Genomic DNA, 23150 nt, shown 5'->3' with positions numbered 1-23150 from the left:
AACCGCTTACATCCCCCAGCGCAGCGTCGCCGTGTGAACCGGCGCGTCCCAAAGTGCTGACATTTCGTCGTCGAGCATGGTCAGCGTGATCGAGCATCCCGCCATGTCGAGCGACGTCACATAGGATCCGACGAGCGAGCGGACAACCGTCACGCCCTGTTTCTCGAACATTCTGCGGGCGCTGTTGTACATCACATATAGCTCCATCGACGGCGTGCCGCCGAAGCCGTTGACGAACAGCAGCGCCGGTCCTTTGGCCCGTTCGCCGAGGTCGCCGGCAATCGCGGCGCAGACCTCCTCGGCGATGGCATCGGCGCTCTTCAGCGTGTCGCGCCGCCGGCCGGGCTCGCCGTGGATGCCGACGCCGAATTCCATCTCGCCGTCGCCGATCTCGAAGGTCGGCTTGCCGGCGGCGGGCACCGTGCCGCTGGTCAGCGCCACGCCCATCGAGCGCGTCGCGGCATTGACGCGGTCGCCCAGCGCCTTGAGCGCGGGCAGCGGCATGCCTTGCTCGGCCGCCGCGCCGACGATCTTTTCCACCACCAGCGTGCCGGCGACGCCGCGCCGCCCGGTCGTGTAGGACGAGTTCTCGACCGCGACGTCGTCATTGGTCACCACCTGCAGCACGCCGTCTGCCATCTCGGCCGCCATGTCGAAATTCATCACGTCGCCTTCGTAGTTCTTGACGATGAACAGGCAGCCGGCGCCGGTGTCGACGGACTGCACGGCGGCCAGCATCTGGTCGGGCGTCGGTGAGGTGAAGACCTGACCGGGGCAGGCGGCGTCGAGCATGCCATGGCCGACAAAGCCGCCATGCAGCGGCTCGTGGCCGGAGCCACCGCCCGAGATCAACGCCACCTTGCCTGGCTTCAGTTCCCTGCGGCGGATGAATTTGTGCTCCTCGCCGAGCACGAGGATATCGGCATGGGCCGCCGCGAAGCCATCGAGGCTCTCGGTCAGGACCGTGTCCACCGAATTGATGAATTTCTTCATGGCAGTCCTCCCGACGGTCTTTAGTTTACGCAATTCCGAACGGAAAACCGCCACACACTTTTCCTGGAATTGCTTTTGCTCAGCCGCTGCCCTTGCCGGCGATGCTGGTTATCTTCTGGATGAATTCGTTGATCGCCCGGTCGAGCGCGGCGTTTTGCCTGTCGTCGCCGAAATCCGGCACGATGAGCGAGACATGGCGTGTCTTGCGCGGACCGGAGGCCGCGGGCACCTTGCCGGGATGCGCCTGGTGATAGGCGGCCATGAACTGGTCGCGCTCGGCCTGGCTGAAGTGGCAGACGGAAAAGATGGCCGGCAGATGCTTTGACGGGATCGGGATCGAATAGGCCGGGCTGGAAATCTGCGTGACGAAGCTGCGGTGCTTGCCGAGCGCATCGGCCAGGCGCTGGCGCATGCCCGAAGGGCGCTGGTCGATGACCTGCGACAGGATCGTCTTGTAGGCGCGGATCGCCTCTTCCGAGCCTGTTTCCGGTATCTTCTCGGTCCTGCCCATGCCGCGCCTACACCGGCACGTCCGCGATGGCCGCCTTGGCCATGGCGAGTTGCGCGGGGGCGACCGACAGGTCGCGCAGGCCCGCTTCGAGCAGCGCCGGGATGGCTGCCGGATCGCCGCCCGCGTCGCCGCACAGGCTGACCGGGATACCTCTTTCCCGCCCGAAGGCGGTGACCGCAGCGATCAGCCGCAGCACCGCCGGGTGACGGACGGAGTTGAGATGCGCCACGGCTGCGTTGTCCCGCGCGGCCGCCATCACATATTGCGTCAGGTCGTTGGAGCCGATCGAGAAGAAGGCGACATCGGCGAAGGCTTCCGGCGCCAGTGCGACGGACGGCACCTCGACCATGATGCCAAGCGGCGGCAGCTTGTGCGCCACGCCCTGCGCGGCAAGCCCGGCCTGTTCCCCGGCGAACAGCGCTGCGGCTTGGCTGTACTCGTCGGGCGTGGCGATCATCGGGAACATCACCTTCAGATTGCCGTGGATGGCGGCGCGCAGCAATGCCCGTATCTGTACGCGGAAGATATCGCGCCGCGCCAGCGACAGCCTTATGCCGCGCAAGCCGAGAAACGGATTGGTTTCCTCGACCGTGAAACCCGGTATCGGCTTGTCGCCGCCGGCGTCCACGGTGCGGATGGTCACCGGCTTGTCGCCGGCCCAGTCCAGCACCTTGCGGTAGGCACGGTATTGCATCTCCTCGTCCGGCAATGTCTTTCCGAACAGGAATTCGGTCCGCATCAGGCCGACGCCGTCGCAGCTTGCGATATCGATGCCGTCGACGTCGGACGGGTAAGCGATGTTGACCTGGACACGCACGGTGGTGCCGGCCTTGGTCACCGCCGGCTCGGTCAGGAATGTCCGCACCGCGCCCTGCCGGTCGGCGAAGGCGGAGGCGGATTGCCGGAAGGCTTCGATCTCGGCGGGCGACGGCGAGAAAACGATCCCGCCGCGCTCGGCATCGAGCAACGCCGCGCCGGTGAGCGGTCCAACAGGGATGTCGAGACCGACGACCATCGGCACGCCGCGCGAGCGCGCCAGCATGGCGACATGGCTGGCGGTGCTGCCACGCTTGAGCGCAATGCCGCCGCCTTTGCTCCAATCGGTTTCGAGAAAACGCGTCGGCGCGATGTCCTCGCCATAGAGGATCGCGCCCGGGGGCGCCGCGGCCTCGCTGTCCTCGCTCAGCGCGCGCAGCACCTGATCGCGAATGTCGCGCAAATCCGCCGCGCGGGCGCGGAAATAGTCCTGGTCCGACGCTTCGTAGCCGGCAACCTCGCCGTCCAGCGCCGCGCGCCAGGCGGCGTCCGCCGCCTGCCCGGAACCGATCGCCGCGAAGGCCGGACCGCTCAGGGCGTCGTCCTCCAGCATGGCGATGTGGAATTCGAGGATGCTCGCGGCGTCGCCGTCGGCGGTTTCGATCAGCGCCGCCAGCCGGCCGACGGCCTTGCCGATCGCCACTTCCAGCGCAACCTTCTCTTCCGCCGCGCCCGCCTTGGCTTCGTAGCCGGCCGGAGGCTGGTCGAGATCGAACAGCGGACCTTCGGCGTAACCGGGGGAGGCGGGGATGCCGTCAATCCGCATGGCTCGCGTTCCTTGCGAGCACATCGACATGCAGATATGTCTCAAGCGGACCTGGCATGATCCGCGTCCTCGTCGAAGTCACGCTGCACCAGATCGACCAGCGCTTTCACCGCCTGGGCCGCGCCGTCACCCTTGGCGCGGATGTGCAGCATGGTCCCTTTCGGCGCCTTGGCCGCCATCACCTTGACGATGCTCTTGGCGTCGAACCAGGGGCCGTTTGCCGCCACCGCCACTTCCACCTCGGCCGCGAACGACTTCGCGAGCTTGGTGAACTTCACCGAAGGGCGCGCGTGCAGGCCCACGGCGTGGGTGATCAGGACCGTTGCTTCGGCGGATGCGGACATTCAGTCGGTTCCCGTTCGTTCACGACGGCGACAATTCATGCGCCGTCGCCACCACTTCCTTGAGCGAGGCGCCGCCAGAGGATTCGGTCGCCGCCATCACCGCGCCTTCGACGATCGGCGCGTTGCAGACGACTATTCTGTGGGAGCGCGGCTCGCCGATCATCTCGACCGCCATCTCCGAATTGGTCTCGGCGCCGCCGAGATCGACAAGTATGGCGACGCCCGCTTCCGACCAGGCTTTGTCGATCGCATCCATGATCGCGTCGACGCTGGTGCCGAGCCCGCCATGGCCGTTTCCACCGCACCATGCAAGCGGCACTTCGTCGCCTACCATCTGGCGCACCATGTCGGCCGTGCCCTCGGCGACCAGGGGGGAATGCGACACGATGACGATCCCGACATTGCTCATCAAATACCCTCTATCGCTTCCGCGACTGCGCGCACCAGCAGCGCGGTCGAGCGCGCTCCGGCGTCCATATGCCCGATCGAGCGCTCTCCCAGGAAGGAAGCGCGTCCGCGCAGGGCCTTCATCGGCACCGTGGCTTCCGCCGCCTTGTCGGCCGCATCGACGATTTCGGTGGCCGTCTTGCCTTGCGTCAGCGCCTCATACACCGGCTGCAGCACATCGAGCATGGTTTTTTGCCCCGGCTGCGATTTGCCGCGCGCCGCGACCGCCTCGATCGCCTTGCCCAGCGCCGCGGCCAGCCCGTTTCGATCGGGTGCTGCCGGCATGTCCTTGCCGAGCGCCATGAACAATGTGCCGAACAGCGGCCCGGAGGCGCCGCCGACGGTCATCACCAGCTTGGTGCCGACCGCCTTCAGCGCCTCGGGCAGCGGCTTGGCCGAAAAGGCGTCCGCCTCGGCGCGCACGGCCTCGAAGCCTCGCTTCATGTTCAGCCCGTGGTCGCCGTCGCCGATCGCCTGGTCGAGCGCTGTCAGTTCCTCGGCATGCGCCGCGATCGTATCGGCCGCCGCCGCGATCAGTCTGGAGAAATCGGCTGCGGCCATTTTCTGTCCTTCATGCCGGGGCAAACAGCGCCGCCACGGCAGCGAAGACTTCGGCCACGGCGAAGGCGCCGGGATCCGCAACGTCGAGCTGCCTACCGATATAGGCGGAACGGCCGGCCTTGGCCTTCCGCATCGCGGCGGTTGCCTCGGCGCCTTGCCGCGCCGCTTGTGCCGCCGCTTCCAGTCCGGTCGCGTCGAGAACCCGCAGCGCCGGCTCCAGCGCATCGACCATGGTGCGGTCGCCGACCTTGGCGCCGCCGTAGAAAGTCATCCGGTCGAGTCCTGCGAGCAGGGCCTTGCCGAGTGACGCGCCGGTGCCGAGCGACTGCGACGCGGCGGTGAAGAAGATCGACAACAGCACGCCGCTGGAACCGCCCATCGACGTGCCCAGCGTATCGCCGATCGCGGCGGCGGTCGCGGCGCGATCGGCAAGCGGCAGCGTCTCGATGCGCTCGAGGATGCTGCGCGCCCCGGTCGCCACGGTCGAACCGGTGTCGCCATCGCCTGCCTTGGCATCGAGCGCGTTGAGCGGCTCTTCCAGCGAGATCAGCCTTTGGCAGACGGCTCTGATCAGCCGCTCTCCGGCCGCATCGTGGCTAGCTGGCTTTGTGGCTGTGCCGATGGCGGGCTTGGCCATCGCCACGATGACCGGCGCGCGAACCGGCTTTGCCGGCAGCCAGGCATGCGGGCCGACGGGCGCGAGCAGCGCCGCCTCGCGCTCGGCGTCCAGCTTGATCAGCGACAGCGAGAAGCCGTTCATGTTGAGCGCCGTCATCAGATGCCCGGGGCCGATCGTCAGCGCCACGGCCTTGGCGAGCGGCGAGGCGAGCACCGCATTGGCGATCAAGGACATTTCGAGCGGCGGCACCGAGCCGAGATTGTTGATCAGCAAGGCATAGCGGCTGGCGGTGTCGAGCCGCGCGGCGAGGCGCTCCGCCATGACGGCGACGAATGCGCCGGCGCTCTGCAGGGCGATGCGCTCGACGCCCGGCTCGCCATGGATGCCGAGGCCAAGCTCGCCGTCTTCGGCGCCGAAGCGCTCCTCATGCGCCTGTCCGGGGATTGAGCATGAGGACAGCGAGATGCCGAGCGAAAAGATGTCCTTCGCCGCCGCGCGTGCCGCGGCCGCGACCGACGCCAGGTCACGGCCGCTTTCGGAAAGATGCCCGGCGATCTTGTGCACGAACAGCGTGCCGGCGACCCCGCGCGGCTGCACGATATCGGGCAGCGCGATATCGTCGCCGACGATCGCCATCTCGACCGCCAGACCCTCGGCGCGCGCCTTCTCCGCGGCCAGCCCGAAATTGAGCCGGTCGCCGGTGTAGTTCTTGACGATCAGCAGGCAGCCGGCGGGGCCGGTCGTGGCGCGGATCGCCGCCAGCACCGCTTCGACGCTCGGCGAGGCGAAGATCTCGCCGGAGACGGCCGCCGTCAGCATGCCGGCGCCGACGAAGCCGGCATGCGAGGGTTCATGCCCGGCGCCACCACCGGAAACGATCGCCACCTTCGTCTTGTCCCAGTCGGCGCGCAGCACGACTTTAATCTCCGGATAGCCGTCGAGGCGGGCGAGCGCGCCCGATCCCGCCGTGGCGAGGAAGCCGTCGAGCGCTTCGGTGACGATCGTGTCCTTGCGGTTGAAAAAGTGCTTCATGGATTTCGTCCAGTCCGTATCTGCGGTCGTCAATCGGTGTGCCAATAAGGCGCGAGGCGGCTACATCAGTCCCCCTGCTACATCAATCTTTGCCCGTCCGAGCCGAAATAGAGCGGCGCCATGTAGCGAATCGTCACCTTGTCCCCCTTTGCGAGCGGCGTGTCGGGATCGGTCAGCGTTACCAGCTTCTTCGCTCCCACGGTCACATGCAGATGATTCTGGTCGCCGAGATGCTCGACCCAGTCGACCACGCCGTCGGCATGGCCGTTCATCGCCTTTTCGATCGCGAGATGCTCGGTGCGGGCGCCGATCGTCGCCGTTCCGGTCGGCGCGCCGCCGTCGGGCAGCAGTCCGGCCGGCAGGAGGTTGATCGCCGGCTGGCCGAGGCGCGCCGCGACATGAAGGTTTGCCGGCTCCGAATAGATCGCGCGCGGCGTGCCGATCTGCACCAGCATGCCGTCGGCGAGGATGCCGATACGGTCGGCCATGGTCATCGCCTCGATCTGGTCGTGCGTGACATAGAGCATGGTGGCGCCGAGCTCGAACTGGATGCGCTTCAACTCGAGCCTGAGATCGGCGCGCAGCTTGGCGTCAAGCGAAGACAGCGGCTCGTCCATCAGGTAGATCGCGGGTTTGCGCACCAGGGCGCGGCCGATGGCGACGCGTTGCATCTCGCCGCCCGACAGTTTCGTCGAGCGGTTGTCGAGCTTGTGGTCGATGCGCACCATGCGCGCCACTTCCTCGACGCGGCGCCGCACCGCCTCCTCCGGAAACCGCCGCGCCGGAGAGCGCAGCGGGAAGGCGAGGTTGTCGAACACCGAAAGATGCGGATAGAGCGAATATTGCTGGAAGACGAAGGCGGTGTCGCGCTCGGCCGGCGACAGCGCGGTCGCGTCATGGCCGCCGATATGGATCGTGCCGCTGTCCGGCCGCTCCAGCCCGGCGACCAGCCTCAGCGTCGTCGTCTTGCCGGCGCCGGTCGGACCGAGCAGCACGACGAATTCGCCGTCCTTGATGGCAAGGTCGAGATCGTTGATCGCGACGGTGTCGCCGAAACTCTTGGTCACGCCCTTGATATGGACATCAGCCATGGCGCGCCTCCACTGCTTGATCATGCATGGCGGTCCTGACCGCACGTCCGGAGCCCTTTTCGAACAGCGACAGCCGGGCGCTGCTCAAGGCCAGTCCGACCTGTTCGCCGGGGCTGAGATGGATGCCGGCCGGCACCCGCGCCTTGATGATGCCGTCGGCCGTCTCGACCGCGACGATCTGCGTGGTGCCGAGATATTCGGTGCCGTAGATCGCGCCGCGCAGCTTCGAGGCATCGTCGAAGCGGATGTGCTCGGGCCGGATGCCGAGCGCCATGTCGGCGGGTTCGATGTCCTCGCGGACTTCCGGCACCGTCACCTTGGCGCCCTGCACGACGATCTCCTTCGCGCCCCTGGCAAGGCCGCCGCCGAACTTCAGGAAATTCATCGGCGGCGAGCCGATGAAATCGGCGACGAACATCGTCGCCGGCCGGTCGTAGATCTCGCGCGGCGTGCCGAACTGTTCGATGACGCCGTGGTTCATCACCGCTATCTTGTCGGCCATCGACATGGCTTCCATCTGGTCGTGCGTGACATAGACGGTCGTGGCGTGGATGCGGTTGTGCAGCTCGCGCAGCTCATGCACCATCAGGTCGCGGAACTCGGTATCGAGCGTGCCGAGCGGCTCGTCCATCAGGAAGCATTTCGGCCGCCGCACGATGGCGCGGCCGAGCGCGACGCGCTGGCGGTCGCCGCCGGCGAGGCCGGAGACCGACTTGTCCAGCAGATGGTCGATACGCAGCAGCTTGGCGGTCTCCTCGACGCGGCTGCGGATCTCGGCCGACGCCATGCCCTGCGCCAGCAACGGAAAGCCGATATTCCGGCGCACGTTCATATGCGGGTAGAGCGCGAAGAGCTGGAAGACGAAGGCGATGTCGCGCTCGCGCGCCCGGCGCATGGAGACGTCCTCGCCGCCGAGCAGGATCTTGCCTCCGGTAGGCAGCTCGAGGCCGGCGATCATGCGCAGCGTCGTCGTCTTGCCGCAGCCGGACGGCCCGAGCATGACGAAGAACTCGCCGTCCTCGACGACGAAATTGGAATCCTGCACGGCGACGAATGCGCCGAAGGCTTTCCTCAGGTTCTGAACACGGATCTCGGCCATCGTTATTCCGGGAATTTCGAGACGATGATGAACATGACCGTGCCGGCAAGCATGGTGATGAAGGAATAGGTGTAGAGCGACAGCGCGAAGGGCTGGAACAACATCAGGAAGCCGATCGCGATGATCGCTGTCGCGATGTTTTCCATCAGGCCGCGCCTTGCCCAGCGGGGCCAAGAGGAGCGCTTGGAGACAACGGTGCGGCTCATGCGTTCCTCCCTTCCTTCTCGTTCAAGGGGAGAGATGGTTGCCAGGTGGTTCCCCCACTCCGTGGCTGCTTCGCGGCGCCACCTCTCCCCCCTCCGGAGGGAGAGGAAGGGAGCCTGGCTGAATGAAGTTCGCGCCCTTCCTCTACCCCGTCGATCGGGGGAGAGGTGTCGAGCGAAGCTCGACGGAGTGGGGGTCGACTTATTCCCACACTGCTCATTTGCGCACCGCGCCGAAGGTGATGCCGCGCAGGAGCTGCTTGCGGAGCAGGATGGTGAAGACGAGGATCGGCACCAGGAAGATGGTCGTGCCCGCCGCCACCGCCGGCCAGTCCTGGCCGCCCTCGCCGATGATGGTCGGGATGAAGGGCGGCGCTGTCTGCGCCGTGCCGGAGGTCAAGAGCGCTGCGAATGCATATTCGTTCCAGGCAAAGATCAGGCAGAAGATGGCGGTCGCGGCGATGCCGGTGGTCGCCTGCGGCAGCACGGTGCGCCAGAAGGCTTGCAGCCGCGTATAGCCGTCGATCATCGCGGCCTCCTCGTATTCGCGCGGGATCTCGTCGATGAAGCCCTTGAGCAGCCAGACCGCCAAAGAGACGTTGACCGCGGTGTAGAGCAGGATCATGCCGAGCGCGGTGTCGGAGAGGCTGAGTTCGCGATACATCAAGTAGATCGGGATCGCCACGGCGATCGGCGGCATGAAGCGCGTCGACAGGATGAAGAACAGAAGGTCGTCGGCCAAAGGCACCTTGAAGCGCGAGAAGCCATAGGCCGAGAGCGTGCCGAGGAACACTGCGCAGAAGGTCGAGCCGAAGGCGATGATCAGCGAGTTGACGAAGCGCGGGAGGAAGTTCGACGGCCCGGCAATCACCATGTTGCGCTTGCGCACGGTCTCGTCGCAGAAGCCGGTCGCCGGCCCGAGCGAGTTGATGTATTCCGGCGTCTGCCGGGTGCGGGTCGTGAACAGGTTGCAATAGCCCTCGATGCTCGGCTGGAAGACGATCTTCGGCGGGTAGGCGATCGAATCCGGCGGCGTCTTGAAGCTGGTGGCGAAGATCCACAACAGCGGCACGATCGAGATCAACGCATAGGCTATGATGATCGTGCCGGCGATCAGTTTCGCGTTCGACGAGGGTGCGACGACGGAATGGGCGGTGGTCAGGCTCATCTCTGCTTCACCTTGTTGAGCGCCTTGACGTAGATGTTGGCGAGGCCGAACACCGCGACGAACAGGATGATGGCGAAGGCCGAGGAATAGCCGGTGCGCCAGCTCTCGAAGGCCTGCCGCTTCAGCGTGATCGAGGCGACTTCCGTGGTCGAGCCGGGTCCGCCGCCGGTGAGCAGGTTGACCATGTCGAACATCTTGAAGTTCTCGATGCCGCGGAACAGCACGGCCAGCATGATGAAGGGCAGCGCCATCGGCAGGGTGATCGACCAGAATTGCCGCCAGTTGGAGGCGCGGTCGACCTCGGCCGCTTCATAGATGTATTCGGGAATGGAGCGCAGGCCGGCGAGGCAGATCAGCATCACGTAAGGCGTCCACATCCAAGTGTCGACGATGATGATTGCCCATGGCGCCAGTTCGACATTGGACAGCATCTGGACATTCGTCGGCGGAATACCGGTGACGAAGGAGATGACATAGGAGAACAGCCCGATCTGCGGCTCGTAGAGGAAGCGCCAGAAATTGCCGACCACCGCCGGCGACAACATCATCGGCACCAGGATGATGGTGGTCCAGAAGGCGTGGCCGCGGAACTTGCGGTCGATCAGCCAGGCCAGCGTGAAGCCGATGACGGTCTGCAGGAGGATCGTCCAGAACACGAAATGCGCCGTCGTCTGCATGGCGATCCAGATGTCCTGGTCGCCAAGGATGCGCTGGTAATTCGACAGCCCCAGATTCTTCACCACCTCGTTGGGCCGGTTGGCGCGGTAATTGGTGAAGGAGAGATAGATCGCCCAGAACAGCGGGAAGATGTTGATGGCCAACAGCAAAAGGATCGTCGGCGAGATGAACAGCCAGGCGAGGCCCTTGTCGCTGATGCCCCGGATCTTCTTGGCCAACGGCTCCGGCGTCGCCCGGGCAACGTTGTCCGCAGTCCGATTGAGCATGGTAAGTCCTGCTTCGGTCACGGGTAAGTCTCGGCTATGGAATTTATCTGAACTGCGTCCCGTGCCAAGGGCGGCACGGGACGCGTCGATGTTGCTCGGGAGGAGCGGTTACATCTTGCCGTCGTCCTGGAACACCTGCGTCCAGTCCTTGACCAGACCGTCCAGCGCGTCCTTGGCCGAGCCCTGGCCGGCCACGACATAGTCATGGAAGCGCTTCTGCGAGGCCTGCAGCAACGGCGCGTAGCTGGGTTCGGCCCAGAAATCCTTCACGATGGCCATCGAGTCGAGGAAGGCCTGCGCATAGGGCTGGCTGGACGGGAATTTCGGGTCCTTGACCACCGAGTTCAGGCAGGAATAGCCGCCGAGCGACCACCACTTGGCCTGCACGTCCTTGTTGGCGAACCACTTGATGTATTTCAGCGCCGATTCCTGCTTGTCGGAGTAGGAAACCACCGAGATACCCTGGCCGCCGAGTTGCGCGAACTGGTCGCCGTCGGGACCCTTCGGATTGACGAAATAGCCGATCTTGTCGCCGCCGACATTCTCGTCCTTCTGCAGGCCGGGCCAGGTGAAGGCGAAGTTCATATGCATCGCCACCTGTCCGGATTTGAAGGCGTCGACGCCTTCGCCCATGTAGCTGTTGGAGGCGCCGGGCGGCGTGCAGCAATCATACAGCGCCTTGTAGAATTCCAGTCCCTTCACCGATTTCTCGGAATTGACGAAGCCTTCCATCTCGTAGGGCTTCTTCGGGTTCTCATACTGGAAGCCGTAGCTGTAGAGCACGTCCATGGCGCCCATGGTGATGCCTTCCGAGCCGCGCTCTGTGTAGATAGAGGCGCCATAGACGGTCTTGCCGTCGATCTGCCGCTTCTGGAAAAATTCGGCGATCTGCTTCAGCTGGTCGAAGGTGGTCGGCGGGGCGAGGTCCCAGCCATACTTTTCCTTGAATTCCTTCTGCAGCTCGGGCTTGGAGAACCAGTCCTTGCGATAGGTCCAGCCGACGACGTCGCCCATGGCCGGCAGCGCCCAGTAGTTCGGCGTGTTCTTCGGCCATTCGGAATAGCCGACCACGGTTGCCGGCACGAAATCGTCCATGCTGATCTTCTCCTTGTCGAAGAAGTCGTTCAGCTTGACGTAATGGCCGTTCTCGGCGGCGCCGCCGATCCACTGGCTGTCGCCAATGATCAGATCGCAGAGCTTGCCATGCGAGTTGAGCTCGTTGAGGAAGCGGTCGGCGTAATTGGTCCACGGCACGAACTCGAACTTCATGCCGATGCCGGTTTCCTTGGTGAAGTCCTTGGACAGTTCCACGAGCGCGTTGGCCGGATCCCAGGCCGCCCAGCACAGCGTCAGGTCTTCCGCATGCGCGACGTTCGAGACGGCTGTCGACGCAAAGATCGCCGAGGCCAGTCCCAACGCCAGTTTCAAGGTCGATTTCATGCCTTACCTCCCATTTGCGAAACGCGTCCGGATGACGGTTTCAAGAGCCCCTCAACCCTCGCTCCTCCGAGGGCCTGAACACGGCGCGCTATGCGTCGCTATGGTGCGCGATGCGCCGCCGATGTTTAGTAATTTGTTTAGTGATGCCATTTTTACTAAACAACGCAAGCGAATTCGTTGCTGCGCCGCAGCATGGCGAAACGGGTGATTGAAATCGTTGGGAAATGGTCGCCGGACGCTGCACCCGCCGCGGTCAGCCGGCCCGGTCGGCGGGGCCAGGGCTTGCCGTTATCGGCCGGATCGGCGGCGCCGGCGGTAAGAGCGCGCGTATGTCGGCGAAGGGGAAGGTCGGCTCGAAGCGGAAGGCCTCGGCCCGTGCGCCGGCGGCGCCGTTGCACTGGCCGGCGCGAAACTCGTTCTGGAGGCGTGCCCTGTGCACATAGTGCTCCGGACCTTGCGACTGGTGCGCGCGGATCGCCTTCGCCTTGATCTCCCAGTGATGCGAGATCTCGACATAATGCGTCGGCGAAAAGCCGGTGCCGCCGAGCGTATCGGCATGCAGCACAGGGACGGCGAAGGATGCGGCTATGCGCACGCCATCGGACAGGGCGCGATGGTCGCCGTGGTAGTCGTAGGGCGCATGGGTGATCGCGAGGTCGGGTTTCACCTCGCCGATCAGCACCTTGAGCACCGAAATCAACGCTGCATCGGCAATGAGCGCGCCGTCGGGAAAGTCGAGGAAACGCGGCTCGACGCCGAGCAGCCCCGCCGCCTTGGCCGCCTCCTCGCGCCGCAGGCGGGCAAGCGCCTTCGGGTCGCCCTTGCCGCCCTTGGCACCATCGGTGGCTATCGCAAAAGTCAGCTCTGCGCCTTGCGCCGCATAGGCGGCCAGCGTACCGAACATGAATATCTCGATGTCGTCGGGATGTGCCCCCAGCGCCAATATCTTCACGTCTTCTCTCCCGGAAATGGTATGCCGAACGGAATCCTGCTCGCCCTGATCGCCTATGCAAGCTATTCGTTCAGCGACGGGGTCATCAAGAGCCTGGGCGGGCAGTTCACCGTCTTCGAGATCGGCTTCTTCTCGACCTTGTTTGCCGGCTGCTTTCTGTTCTTTACCAAGCCCAATGACGAACGCTGGCGCGATTTCTGGCGCACCAAAAGGCCGTGGGCGGTGCAGGCGCGCGCCTTGGCGGGCATCGCGTCGGGTGTGCTCAGCGTTTATTCCTTCACCACCATTCCGCTGGCGGAAGTCTACGCGCTGATCTTCCTGGCGCCGCTGCTGGTCACCATCCTGTCGACGGTCATCCTGAAGGAAAAGGTCGGTCCCTGGCGGTGGCTGGCCGTGGTCGCCGGCTTCTTCGGCGTCATGCTGGTGGTGCGGCCGGGCTTTCGCGAATTGCATCTCGGCCATCTCGCCGCCTTCGCCAACGCCTTCCTCGCCGCCACCAGCGTCATCCTGATGCGCTCGCTCGCCAAGCAGGAAAAGCGCACGACGATTCTCGGCGCCCTGGTCGGCTATGGCCTTGTCTTCAACGGCGTCGGCGCGGCCGCGACGTCGTTCTCGCTCCCCAATCTCGGGCAATTGGTCTGGCTGATGCTGGCCGGTGTCTTCACCGCCGGCGGACAACTTCTGCAGCTGCTTGCGGTCAAATACGCGCCTGCGAACCGCATCGCACCGACGCATTACTCGCAGATCGTCTGGGCGGTCATCCTCGGCGCGCTGTTCTTCCAGGAATATCCCGACTGGCTGTCATTGGTCGGCCTGGCGGTGGTCGGCGCTTCCGGCCTGCTGACGATGGTGCGCGAAGAGGTGAGGCTCGGCACCGTGCGCTGGAATCCGTTTTCGCGCACCAGGCTTTGACCGCGCACCGGCCCTCGCAAGTTGCATGGCGACCGCGACCGCTGATATGCGGGCCAGATGACGACAAAACCCCTGCCGGAGCTTCCGGTCACTGCCGTGCTGCCGGCGCTCGGCGAAGCGCTCTCGCAGCGCAGCAGCGCCGTGCTGGTGGCGCCGCCCGGCGCCGGCAAGACGACGCTGGTGCCACTGGCGCTGCTCGACGCGCCCTGGCTGGGCAAAGGCCGGATCGTGCTGCTCGAACCGCGCCGGCTGGCCGCTCGCGCCGCTGCCCGCCGTATGGCCGAGCTGCTCGGCGAGGAACCTGGCGGCACGGTCGGCTATGCCATGCGCATGGAGAACCGCACGTCGGCGCGGACAAAAATCCTGGTCGTCACCGAAGGCGTGCTCTCCCGCATGATTCTCGACGACCCGGAACTGCCCGGCGTTTCGGCGGTGATCTTCGACGAATTCCATGAGCGCTCGCTCGACGGCGATTTCGGCCTGGCGCTGGCGCTCGACGTGCAGGGCGCGCTGCGGCCTGACCTGCGTCTGCTGGTCATGTCGGCGACGCTCGACGGCGCCCGCGTATCGAGGCTTCTGGCGCAGGCACCGGTGATCGAAAGCGAGGGCCGCGCTTATCCGGTCGAGGTCCGCTACGACGAACGGCCGGCCGGCCTGGCGATCGAGGACGCCATGGCCAAGGCCGTGCGCGCGGCCCTGGCCGGCGAGCAGGGCAGCGTGCTCGCCTTCCTGCCCGGACAGCGCGAGATCGAGCGCACCGCCGAGCGGCTTCAGGGCAATGTCGCCGCCGACACCGACATCGTTCCGCTCTACGGCCAGCTCGACAACCGGGCGCAGGATCAGGCGATCAGACCGGCGCCGGCCGGCCGCCGCAAGGTGGTGCTGGCGACCTCGATCGCCGAGACCTCGATCACCATCGACGGCGTGCGTGTCGTCATCGATTCCGGCCTGTCGCGCCTGCCGCGCTACGAGCCGGCGAGCGGCCTGACCAGGCTTGAGACGGTGCGCGTCAGCAAGGCTTCGGCCGATCAGCGCGCCGGCCGCGCCGGCCGCACTCAAGCCGGCGTGGCGGTTCGCCTGTGGCGGGCCGAGCAGACCGCGTCGCTCCCCGCCTTCTCGCCGCCGGAAATCCTCGAGGCCGATCTGTCCGGACTGCTGCTTGACTGCGCCGCCTTCGGCGTCGCCGATCCGTCCAGCCTTTCCTTCCTCGATCCGCCGCCGGCCCCGGCGCTCAGCGAGGCGAGGGTGCTGCTGAAGGCGCTTCATGCCATCGACGATGCCGGCCGGCTGACGAAGGCGGGTGCCGCCATGCGAAAGCTGGCATTGCCGGTGCGGTTGGCGCATATGGTGGCCGAAGCGGTGAGAGGTGGTCATGCGCAGGAAGCGGCGACACTTGCCGTATTGCTGACCGAGCGCGGATTGGGCGGCGACAGCGCCGATCTCGAACGCCGCCTGATCCGCTTTCGCGGCGAGAAATCGCCGCGCGCCAACGCCGCCAGGCAGCTCGCCGAGCGTTTGGCCAGACAGGCCGGCGGCGGGCAGGGTGGCGAGGCGGGCTCCGCCGGCTCGCTCCTGATCCATGCCTGGCCGGATCGGGTGGCGAGGGCGCGCGGCGAGCGCGGCCGCTTCGTGCTCGCCAACGGCTCGGGCGCCATGGTCGAAGCCGCCGATCCGCTCGCCAATGAGACCTGGCTGGTGGTCGCCGACCTGCAGGGCAAGGCGCAGAATGCCCGCATCACCGCCGCCGCGCCGGTCGTCGAAGCCGATATCCGCGCCGCTCTTGCCGATCGCATCGAGACGAAGCGCGAGACGACCTTCGACCGCGAGCGCCGCGCCGTGCGTGTGCGCGAGACCGCGCGGCTCGGCGCCATCACCTTGTCCGAGCGTATGCTGCCGGCGCCGTCGGGCGCCGATGCCGATCAGGCTATCCTCGACGCTTTACGGGAGCACGGGCTGTCGCTGCTCGATTGGGGCAAGGATGCCGAGACGTTGCGGCAGCGGCTCGGCTGGCTGCATCGCGGGCTGGGAGCGCCCTGGCCCGACGTTTCGGATGAAGCGCTGGTCGAGGGCCTCGACGACTGGCTCCTGCCCTTTCTCGCCGGCGACGCCTCTTTCGCGGCCATCAAGCCGGCGACTTTTTCGTCGGCACTCATGGCTTTGGTCCCGCACGACCTGCAGCGCAAGGTCGACGCGCTGGCGCCGACCCATTTCGACGCGCCGTCGGGTAGTCACGTGCCGATCCGCTACGGCGGCGAATGGCCGGTGCTTGCGGTCCGCGTGCAGGAGCTGTTCGGCCTCGACCGTCATCCGGCGATCGCGGGCGGCACCGTGCCGCTGACGCTGGAGCTTCTCTCGCCGGCGCACCGCCCCATCCAGACGACGCGCGACCTCCCCGGCTTCTGGCGCGGTTCCTGGGCGGATGTGCGCGCCGACATGCGCGGCCGCTACCCCAAGCATGTCTGGCCGGAAAATCCGCTGTTGGCCGCCGCCACCAGCCGTGCCAAGCCGCGCGGAACGTAGGATTGCACAGAAGCTTGGTGGGGTCTCGCTGGCGAGCGGCGTACGTTGGTGATTGGCGCAAACGCCCATCACTTCGTCATCCACGGGCGGAGCAAGGAGCGAAGCGACGCGCGCAGACCCGAGGATCCATTCCGCGACGTCGACGCGTTGCCACGGTTCAGAATTCCCTCCGCTGCGCTCTACGATCGAGGTAACGGAATGGATCCTCGGGTCTGCGCTCCGCTTCGCCTCGCTCCGCCCGTGGATGACGAAGTCGCGACGGCCCCGGCCAACCACCAAGCGCTCATGATGGTGAACCGAAACACCGGCTGCCAATCGCTCAAGTCGCCTTTACAGCGCTACTAGCGCTTATCCTCCCGCGGTTATAATCGTAAGTCGATGATCAACATCCTGCGCGCGCCCGATTCCCAGCAAAGCCAGCGGCTGCGGCTCAACACGTTGATCCGCCTGCGCTGGCTGGCCATCGTCGGCCAGAGCCTGACCGTGCTGGTTGTCGCCTATGGCTTGAAATTCCCGCTGCCGGTGTCGATGTGCTTCGCGCTGATCGCCTGCTCGGCCTGGATGAATCTGTGGCTGACCTTCCGCTATCCGGCGGCGCACCGCCTGACCCCGCTTTCGGCCTTCGCGATTCTCACCTTCGACGGCATCCAGCTCACCGGCCTTCTCTACATGACCGGCGGCCTGACCAACCCGTTTTGCGTGCTGCTTTCGGTCCCGGTCGTCATCTCGGCCGCTTCGCTGCCGCTGCCCATGACCGCGGTGCTGGGCGCGCTGGTCATGATAGCCGCCACGTTGCTGGTGTTCTTCCACCTGCCACTGCCCTGGTATGAGGACGCGCCGCTGCCGATGCCGTTCATCTATGTCGCCGGCATGTGGATGGCGGTGTTCGCCTCGATCGCCTTCACCGCCATCTATGCCTTCCGCGTCGCGGCGGAGGCGCGCCTCCTCGCCAACGCCCTGGCCGCCACCGAACTGGTGCTGCAGCGCGAGCAGCATCTGTCGGCGCTGGACGGGCTGGCGGCGGCGGCCGCGCATGAGCTCGGCACGCCCTTGGCGACCATCACCGTCGTCGCCAAGGAGATGGAGAAGGCGCTCGGCAAGGACCCGAAGTACGGCGAGGACGTGAAGCTCCTGCGCTCGCAAAGCGAGCGTTGCCGCGAGATCCTGAAGCGGCTGACCAGCCTTTCGTCGGAAGGCGAAGCGCATATGTCGCGCATGCCGCTCACCTCGCTGGTCGAGGAGGTGACGGCGCCGCATCGCGATTTCGGCATCTCGATCCGGCTGCGGCCCGGCGAGTGTATCGGCCCCGAGCCCGTCGGCCAGCGCAGCCCCGGCGTCATCTACGGGCTCGGCAACCTGGTCGAGAATGCCGTCGATTTCGCCCGCAAGTCGGTCACTGTCAGCTGGAGTTGGGACAATGACAAGGTCATCTTCTCGATCACTGATGACGGGCCGGGCTTTCCGGCCGAGATCATCGACCGCATCGGCGAGCCCTATATGTCGACGCGCCAGGGCACGGAGGCCGGCGGCGGCCTGGGGCTAGGGCTGTTCATCGCCAAGACCTTGCTGGAACGATCGGGCGCCACCATCGATTTCCGCAATTCGAGCGGGCTTGGCGAAGGCGCGGTGGTGCAGATCGCATGGCCGCGCGGCGTCTTCCTCAACCAGGACCAGGCGTCGGCCACCATGTTCGACAATGCCTAAAGCAATTCCAGGAAAAGTGCGCAGCGGTTGGGCTCGGCGACTTCGCCGTAGTTTTCCGTCCGGAATTGCGAAACGGTGAAAAGCCCTGCAATTACTGCATGGCAGCTCTGTTGCCGGCTGTAAAAATTGGACATTGCCCTTGCGGGACTGTATCTGCGTAAAAGTAAGGCATGCCGCCCAAAACCGTGCAGCTTTTTTGGCAAACGGCGTGCCTGGAAACAAGGACTTAAGGCGCATTCGCTAGAATTCGTTTCGGGGCGAGGTGGTTCAAGTCAGTAGGATGCCGATAAGATGAGCGGAGACGAAACGACTGTTGCAATGGTGGAGGGCGAGGACACCTCGCTGCTCATCGTCGAGGACGACAAGCCGTTCCTCACTCGGCTCGCCCGGGCTATGGAGACCCGGGGCTTCGTGGTCGAGACGGCGGAGAGCGTGGAGGAGGCGGTCGCCAAGGCGCGCGCCCATCCGCCCGCCTATGCGGTGGTCGACATGCGGCTCGGCGACGGCAATGGCCTCGATGTCGTTGCCGCCATTCGCGAGAGACGCGACGACGCCCGCGCCATCATCCTGACCGGCTACGGCAACATCGCCACCGCGGTGACAGCGGTGAAGCTCGGCGCCATCGACTACCTCTCCAAGCCCGCCGATGCCGACGACGTCTTCGCCGCGCTTACCCGGACCTCAGGCGAGCGTGCGGCGCCGCCGGAAAACCCGATGTCGGCCGACCGCGTGCGCTGGGAGCACATCCAGCGCGTCTACGAAATGTGCGACCGCAACGTGTCCGAGACGGCGCGCCGGCTGAACATGCATCGGCGCACCCTGCAGCGGATCCTCGCGAAGCGGGCGCCGCGCTAGGCAAGCGTCATCATCCACGGGCGGAGCGGGAGCGAGGCGGACGCGGAGACCCGAGGATCCATGCCGTGACCTTGGCCGGAGGATGCAGCGGAGCAGAATTCTGCGCCGTCGGCACCGCTCCGATGCAACGGAATGGATCCTCGGGTCTGCGCTGCGTCGCTTCGCTCCTTGCTTCGCCCGTGGATGACGAAGAGACCGACGTTTCGGCCAATTTTCGAAGCATCGGCTGCGGTGTCGCCCGTAAGCCTTGCATCTCCACTGACGTTGCGCATCATTGGACCACAGATTCCCAGCCAACAGGCTAGGTTAGCGAGGCACCATGCAAGACGAACGGCCGAAATCGATCCTGCGTGAATTCCTCGACGGCGAGGCCACTGGCGGCATCATCCTGATGGTGGCTGCAGCCCTTGCGCTGATCGTCGCCAACTCGCCTTTGGCCACAACCTATTTCACCGTCCTGCACGCCTATCTCGGACCGCTCAGCGTCTCGCATTGGATCAATGACGGGCTGATGGCGGTGTTCTTCCTGCTGGTCGGGCTGGAGATCAAGCGCGAGATGCTGGACGGTCAGCTCTCGACCTGGCCGCGCCGGGTGCTGCCCGGCATCGCCGCCGCCGGCGGCATGCTGGTTCCGGCGCTGGTCTACGTCGCCGTCAATCGCGACAACGCGGCCGCGCTTTCCGGCTGGGCGATCCCGACCGCCACCGACATCGCCTTCGCGCTCGGCGTGCTTTCGCTGCTCGGCAGCCGCGTGCCGGCCTCGCTGAAAGTCTTCCTCACCGCTCTCGCCATCATCGACGACCTCGGCGCCGTCATCATCATCGCGCTGTTCTACACCAGCGGCCTGTCGCTCGCCTATCTGGCCGCCGCCTTTGTCGTCATCGCCTTGCTGGTCGTGCTCAACCGCATGCGGGCCATGAAGCTCTGGCCGTATCTGGTGCTCGGCGCGCTGCTGTGGGTGCTGGTGCTGAAGTCGGGCGTGCACGCCACGCTCGCCGGTGTGGCGCTGGCGCTCACCATCCCGCTCGAACGCTCTCCCGGCATCAGCCACGATCTCGAACAGTCACCGCTCCACCGGCTGGAGCACGGCCTGCACAAGCTCGTGCCCTTCCTCGTCATCCCGATCTTCGGCTTCGCCAATGCCGGCGTCTCGCTCGGCGGCCTGAGCTTTGCGGCCCTTGTCGAGCCGCTGACGCTCGGCGTCGCCGCCGGCCTGGTTCTCGGCAAGCTGGTCGGCGTCTTCGGCTCCTCGGCGCTCGCGATCCGCTTCGGCCTCGCCGACCTGCCGGTCAATGCCGGCTGGCTGCATATGCTGGGCATTTCGCTGCTTTGCGGCATCGGCTTCACCATGAGCCTGTTCATCGGCCTGCTCGCCTTCGCCAGCGACCCGGCGCTGCAGGACGCGGTGAAGGTCGGCATCCTCGCCGGCTCGCTGATTGCCGCCCTCTTGGGCGCCGCCATCCTGCTCATGGCACCGGCGGCGAGTGGGGTGGACGAGGACGTGGACTAATGCATGTCGTTGTCGCAAAACCGAGGTCACTTTTGCGCGACATGCATTAGGTCAGGCCGCGACGCGATTTCCTCGCCCTCGCGCAAGCGGGGAGAGGTGGCCCGGCGCAGCCGGGACGGAGCGGGGGGGCCCGTCGCGACGCCAGAACCGGTGGAAGATCAGCAACGGGAAGCCTTCGGGAGATCGAGACAACCTCCGAGCGCCGCCAACCCCTCTCCGTCCCGGCTGCGCCGGGTCACCTCTCCCTACTCCCGCCACTCCCGTGCGGCGAGGAACAGGCGCTACTCGCTCTCGCCATCCAGCGCCGGCACCGCGACGCCGGCAAGCTCGGCCGCCAAGAGCCGCGCGGCGCCCGCGCGGGCCATCCGCAGCATCAGCGCCTTGCGCGTCGCAGCCGCCATGCGGTGCTCGGGCGCATCGCGCAGGATCTCCGCGCCGTAGCCGTCGGAAAGGATGAAGCCGCATTCCTCGGGAAAGATGTCCTGGGGAACGCCGGGATGGGTGGCGAAGAAGAAGCGGTCGGAATGCAGCCGGTAGTCGGGCCATTTGCGGTCGACGCGGAAATCCTCGATCGAGGATTTGATCTCGATGATCCAGACGTCGCCTTGCCTGGTCAGCGCGACGAGATCGGCGCGGCGGCCTGTCGCCAAGGAAAGCTCCGGCAGCACATGCGCGCCCATTTCGGTCAGCAGCCGCTGCACGCCGCGCCGCACCAGCATGGCGCGCTCCGACTGGCGGCCGTCGATCAAAGGGTTGAGGGGAATCGGGGATACGATGGGCATGGATGGCACCATGCCAGATTTTGTTCACGGTTTGAACCCGTTTTCTATGGGCTATTATGTACTTTACAAACACGGGCGGTGTGATACACTGATTTCACGCTAGGAAATCAGTGTATGAGCGTCCTTTCCGAATCGCACTTTCACAACGAAGAAGCTGCTTTCGAGCGGCTGGAAGCGATTGTGTGGCCGGAAGGTCCAGTTTGCCCGAAGTGCGGTAACTGCGATCAGCAACGGATTACGCGCGTCACCGGCGAGACGGCGCGGATCGGCCTCCGCCGCTGCTTAGAGTGCAAAAAGCAGTTCACTGTGAAGGTAGGAACGGTGTTTGAGTCCAGCCATGTACCGCTGCACAAGTGGTGGCAGGCGGCGCACCTTCTGGTGTCTAGCAAGAAGGGTATCAGCGCTCACCAACTGCATCGGACGTTGCAGGTCACTTACAAGACCGCGTGGTTCATGTTCCATCGGTTACGCGAGGCCATGCGCGATGGCGTCCTTTCCCCAATGGGCGGCGAAGGCAAACAGGTCGAAGTTGACGAAACCTACATTGGCCGCCTGAAAGGCACTCCGGTGAAGCGCGACGGCGGCGCTCACAAGAATTCTGTCGTTACGCTGGTCGAGCGCGGCGGCCGCGCCCGTTCCTTCCATGTCGATACCGCTCGCATCGGCACCGTTATGCCGATCGTTCGCGACAATATCGCCAAGGAAAGCGCGTTGATGACGGATGAGGCTCAAATGTATCGCCGCGTGGGCCAGGAATTTGCCTCTCACGATTTCGTCACACATTCCAAGGATGAATACGTTCGCGGCAGCGTTACGAACACGGTCGAAGGCTATTACAGCATCTTCAAGCGCGGCATGAAGGGCGTTTACCAGCATTGCGGCGAGCAGCACTTGCACCGCTATCTGGCAGAGTTCGATTTCCGCTACAGCAATCGCATCGCGCTTGGCGTCGATGACAACAACAGGACGGTAAAGGCTATGGCTGGCATCGTTGGAAAGCGGCTGAAGTACCGGGACTCGTCGGTAGGCGTCCCGTGACCATACACACCCATACCCCTGATCTCCTTGTCGGCGGAATCTTTACCGTTCCAGAGACGGCAGGCTTGGTGGACGCCCCTCAGGCGGACGTGCGGATTTGGGTGAACGGCAAGAAGGGACGCCAGCAGCCCGTCATCGAAAATCAGCTTGGATTGGTGAACGGCAAGGTAGCTGTCAGCTTTACCAATCTGATGGAACTTCGTTTTGTCGCGCGGTTTTCCAACGCTGGTGTTCGCCTAAACGAAATTCGCTCCATCATGCAGGAAGCGCGGGATACGCTCGAACATCCGCATCCGTTTGGGGCCAGGATTGTGTTCCAGACTGATGGCAGGAGGATAGTTGCGACCATCACTAGAAAGCGCGGCGTCGAGCTTATCTATGAGGATCTGAAAACCAAGAATTTCGAGCTGCCAGCGATCATTGCGCCCTGCTTGAAAGAGGACGTGATGTTCGATCCGCTCGGCAACATGATCGCTTGGTATCCTCGCAAGCATATTGCACCGAACGTCATCGTTCACCCGCGCTTTTCTTTCGGAAAACCAGTCCTACAGGATAGCCGCATTCCGACCGAAACCCTGGCGGTTGCGGTCAAGGCGGAAGGCAGTGTCCGCGCGGTCGCTGATCAGTTCGAGATACCTGAAAAGCAAGTCAGGGAAGCTGTACGCTTCCAAGCTGACTTGCGGCAGGCGGCTTGAAGGTCGCCTTTGATGAAAATATGCCAGCCGCAATGGTGCGGGTCTTCCGGTCATTCCACAAAGAACGCAGCCTAACAGGCTGCGGAAAAACCCTTTTGTCTAAGGTCATTCCGTGATTCGATTCCGCCAGCGAGATCGGAGGATGAGA

At 65.1% G+C, this 23150-nt stretch carries 22 protein-coding genes; 7 read left to right on the top strand and 15 right to left on the bottom strand.

The genetic code is table 11. The annotated features are described in order from the left end of the window. Positions 1-6 precede the first annotated feature (6 nt). The 14 genes from dhaK to FJ418_RS14460 all read right to left on the bottom strand — a co-directional run bounded on the left by dhaK (position 7) and on the right by FJ418_RS14460 (position 12986). Positions 7-993, bottom strand: coding sequence for a dihydroxyacetone kinase subunit DhaK (gene dhaK / locus FJ418_RS14525; RefSeq protein WP_140866526.1), 987 nt, complete (start codon positions 991-993; stop codon positions 7-9). A 79-nt stretch (positions 994-1072) separates the two neighbouring features. Beyond that, positions 1073-1504 carry a hypothetical protein gene (locus tag FJ418_RS14520; RefSeq protein WP_140866523.1) on the bottom strand — a complete coding sequence of 144 codons (432 nt, stop codon included), beginning with the start codon at positions 1502-1504 and terminating at the stop codon, positions 1073-1075. Positions 1505-1511: 7 nt separating this feature from the next. Beyond that, positions 1512-3086 (bottom strand): phosphoenolpyruvate--protein phosphotransferase, encoded by a 1575-nt coding sequence (gene ptsP, locus FJ418_RS14515; RefSeq protein ID WP_140866520.1) that lies wholly within the window; start codon positions 3084-3086, stop codon positions 1512-1514. A gap of 41 nt (positions 3087-3127) precedes the next feature. Next, a complete protein-coding gene (locus tag FJ418_RS14510; RefSeq protein WP_040988690.1) occupies positions 3128-3430 on the bottom strand; it encodes an HPr family phosphocarrier protein in 303 nt (100 codons plus the stop codon). A gap of 19 nt (positions 3431-3449) precedes the next feature. Then, positions 3450-3839 (bottom strand): dihydroxyacetone kinase phosphoryl donor subunit DhaM, encoded by a 390-nt coding sequence (gene dhaM, locus FJ418_RS14505; protein ID WP_140866517.1) that lies wholly within the window; start codon positions 3837-3839, stop codon positions 3450-3452. Further along, positions 3839-4438, bottom strand: a complete 600-nt coding sequence (gene dhaL / locus FJ418_RS14500) for a dihydroxyacetone kinase subunit DhaL (protein WP_140866514.1) — start codon at positions 4436-4438, stop codon at positions 3839-3841. Before dhaL ends, dhaM begins: the two co-directional genes overlap by 1 nt. Positions 4439-4448: 10 nt before the next feature. After that, positions 4449-6089, bottom strand: coding sequence for a dihydroxyacetone kinase subunit DhaK (locus FJ418_RS14495; RefSeq protein ID WP_140866511.1), 1641 nt, complete (start codon positions 6087-6089; stop codon positions 4449-4451). A 77-nt stretch (positions 6090-6166) separates the two neighbouring features. Beyond that, a complete protein-coding gene (locus FJ418_RS14490; RefSeq protein ID WP_140866508.1) occupies positions 6167-7180 on the bottom strand; it encodes an ABC transporter ATP-binding protein in 1014 nt (337 codons plus the stop codon). Continuing rightward, positions 7173-8279 (bottom strand): ABC transporter ATP-binding protein, encoded by a 1107-nt coding sequence (locus FJ418_RS14485; protein WP_140866506.1) that lies wholly within the window; start codon positions 8277-8279, stop codon positions 7173-7175. Before FJ418_RS14485 ends, FJ418_RS14490 begins: the two co-directional genes overlap by 8 nt. Before the next feature lie 2 nt (positions 8280-8281). Beyond that, a complete protein-coding gene (locus FJ418_RS14480; protein ID WP_140702469.1) occupies positions 8282-8485 on the bottom strand; it encodes a hypothetical protein in 204 nt (67 codons plus the stop codon). A 214-nt stretch (positions 8486-8699) separates the two neighbouring features. Beyond that, positions 8700-9650, bottom strand: a complete 951-nt coding sequence (locus tag FJ418_RS14475) for a carbohydrate ABC transporter permease (protein WP_140866504.1) — start codon at positions 9648-9650, stop codon at positions 8700-8702. Then, positions 9647-10594 (bottom strand): sugar ABC transporter permease, encoded by a 948-nt coding sequence (locus FJ418_RS14470; protein ID WP_140702471.1) that lies wholly within the window; start codon positions 10592-10594, stop codon positions 9647-9649. Before FJ418_RS14470 ends, FJ418_RS14475 begins: the two co-directional genes overlap by 4 nt. A 108-nt stretch (positions 10595-10702) precedes the next feature. Then, positions 10703-12034 (bottom strand): ABC transporter substrate-binding protein, encoded by a 1332-nt coding sequence (locus tag FJ418_RS14465; protein WP_140782532.1) that lies wholly within the window; start codon positions 12032-12034, stop codon positions 10703-10705. A 253-nt stretch (positions 12035-12287) separates the two neighbouring features. Next, positions 12288-12986, bottom strand: coding sequence for a PIG-L deacetylase family protein (locus FJ418_RS14460; protein ID WP_140866501.1), 699 nt, complete (start codon positions 12984-12986; stop codon positions 12288-12290). 21 nt (positions 12987-13007) lie between these two features. Here FJ418_RS14460 and FJ418_RS14455 point away from each other — a divergent pair, with 21 nt between their 5' ends. The 5 genes from FJ418_RS14455 (at position 13008) to nhaA (ending at position 20487) form a co-directional block, all read left to right on the top strand. After that, entirely contained in the window at positions 13008-13898 is an 891-nt protein-coding gene (locus FJ418_RS14455; protein ID WP_140650370.1) for a DMT family transporter, read from the top strand. A 57-nt stretch (positions 13899-13955) separates the two neighbouring features. After that, a complete protein-coding gene (hrpB, locus tag FJ418_RS14450; protein WP_140866498.1) occupies positions 13956-16418 on the top strand; it encodes an ATP-dependent helicase HrpB in 2463 nt (820 codons plus the stop codon). A 378-nt stretch (positions 16419-16796) separates the two neighbouring features. Then, a complete protein-coding gene (locus tag FJ418_RS14445; protein WP_140866495.1) occupies positions 16797-18122 on the top strand; it encodes an ActS/PrrB/RegB family redox-sensitive histidine kinase in 1326 nt (441 codons plus the stop codon). A 291-nt stretch (positions 18123-18413) separates the two neighbouring features. Next, on the top strand, positions 18414-18977 hold the full coding sequence (locus FJ418_RS14440) for an ActR/PrrA/RegA family redox response regulator transcription factor (RefSeq protein ID WP_140647361.1): 564 nt from the start codon (positions 18414-18416) through the stop codon (positions 18975-18977). A gap of 319 nt (positions 18978-19296) precedes the next feature. Beyond that, a complete protein-coding gene (nhaA, locus tag FJ418_RS14435) occupies positions 19297-20487 on the top strand; it encodes a Na+/H+ antiporter NhaA (protein WP_140866492.1) in 1191 nt (396 codons plus the stop codon). Between the two features lie 281 nt (positions 20488-20768). Here nhaA and FJ418_RS14430 read toward each other — a convergent pair whose 3' ends face one another. Beyond that, complete coding sequence (locus FJ418_RS14430; protein ID WP_181166940.1) at positions 20769-21269, bottom strand: MmcB family DNA repair protein; 501 nt, start codon at positions 21267-21269, stop codon at positions 20769-20771. Between the two features lie 114 nt (positions 21270-21383). On the opposite strand from FJ418_RS14430, the gene FJ418_RS14425 reads away from it, so the two are divergent. After that, positions 21384-22307, top strand: a complete 924-nt coding sequence (locus tag FJ418_RS14425; protein WP_140866489.1) for an IS1595 family transposase — start codon at positions 21384-21386, stop codon at positions 22305-22307. Next, on the top strand, positions 22304-23002 hold the full coding sequence (locus tag FJ418_RS14420; RefSeq protein WP_140866486.1) for a DUF433 domain-containing protein: 699 nt from the start codon (positions 22304-22306) through the stop codon (positions 23000-23002). Before FJ418_RS14425 ends, FJ418_RS14420 begins: the two co-directional genes overlap by 4 nt. The last annotated feature ends 148 nt before the right edge of the window (positions 23003-23150 follow it).

The organism is Mesorhizobium sp. B2-8-3, from assembly GCF_006440815.1.
Classification (GTDB): domain Bacteria; phylum Pseudomonadota; class Alphaproteobacteria; order Rhizobiales; family Rhizobiaceae; genus Mesorhizobium.
This window is presented reverse-complemented; position numbering and strand designations above follow the sequence as displayed.

Coding starts and splice junctions, on each gene's coding strand:
- FJ418_RS14510 (WP_040988690.1), bottom strand. CDS start 3,430: ATGTCCGCATCCGCCGAAGCAACGGTCCTGATCACCCACGCCGTGGGC.
- FJ418_RS14520 (WP_140866523.1), bottom strand. CDS start 1,504: ATGGGCAGGACCGAGAAGATACCGGAAACAGGCTCGGAAGAGGCGATC.
- FJ418_RS14485 (WP_140866506.1), bottom strand. CDS start 8,279: ATGGCCGAGATCCGTGTTCAGAACCTGAGGAAAGCCTTCGGCGCATTC.
- dhaM (WP_140866517.1), bottom strand. CDS start 3,839: ATGAGCAATGTCGGGATCGTCATCGTGTCGCATTCCCCCCTGGTCGCC.
- FJ418_RS14490 (WP_140866508.1), bottom strand. CDS start 7,180: ATGGCTGATGTCCATATCAAGGGCGTGACCAAGAGTTTCGGCGACACC.
- FJ418_RS14470 (WP_140702471.1), bottom strand. CDS start 10,594: ATGCTCAATCGGACTGCGGACAACGTTGCCCGGGCGACGCCGGAGCCG.
- FJ418_RS14455 (WP_140650370.1), top strand. CDS start 13,008: ATGCCGAACGGAATCCTGCTCGCCCTGATCGCCTATGCAAGCTATTCG.
- FJ418_RS14475 (WP_140866504.1), bottom strand. CDS start 9,650: ATGAGCCTGACCACCGCCCATTCCGTCGTCGCACCCTCGTCGAACGCG.
- FJ418_RS14440 (WP_140647361.1), top strand. CDS start 18,414: ATGAGCGGAGACGAAACGACTGTTGCAATGGTGGAGGGCGAGGACACC.
- FJ418_RS14430 (WP_181166940.1), bottom strand. CDS start 21,269: ATGCCCATCGTATCCCCGATTCCCCTCAACCCTTTGATCGACGGCCGC.
- dhaL (WP_140866514.1), bottom strand. CDS start 4,438: ATGGCCGCAGCCGATTTCTCCAGACTGATCGCGGCGGCGGCCGATACG.
- FJ418_RS14445 (WP_140866495.1), top strand. CDS start 16,797: ATGATCAACATCCTGCGCGCGCCCGATTCCCAGCAAAGCCAGCGGCTG.
- nhaA (WP_140866492.1), top strand. CDS start 19,297: ATGCAAGACGAACGGCCGAAATCGATCCTGCGTGAATTCCTCGACGGC.
- hrpB (WP_140866498.1), top strand. CDS start 13,956: ATGACGACAAAACCCCTGCCGGAGCTTCCGGTCACTGCCGTGCTGCCG.
- FJ418_RS14425 (WP_140866489.1), top strand. CDS start 21,384: ATGAGCGTCCTTTCCGAATCGCACTTTCACAACGAAGAAGCTGCTTTC.
- FJ418_RS14465 (WP_140782532.1), bottom strand. CDS start 12,034: ATGAAATCGACCTTGAAACTGGCGTTGGGACTGGCCTCGGCGATCTTT.
- FJ418_RS14480 (WP_140702469.1), bottom strand. CDS start 8,485: ATGAGCCGCACCGTTGTCTCCAAGCGCTCCTCTTGGCCCCGCTGGGCA.
- ptsP (WP_140866520.1), bottom strand. CDS start 3,086: ATGCGGATTGACGGCATCCCCGCCTCCCCCGGTTACGCCGAAGGTCCG.
- FJ418_RS14495 (WP_140866511.1), bottom strand. CDS start 6,089: ATGAAGCACTTTTTCAACCGCAAGGACACGATCGTCACCGAAGCGCTC.
- dhaK (WP_140866526.1), bottom strand. CDS start 993: ATGAAGAAATTCATCAATTCGGTGGACACGGTCCTGACCGAGAGCCTC.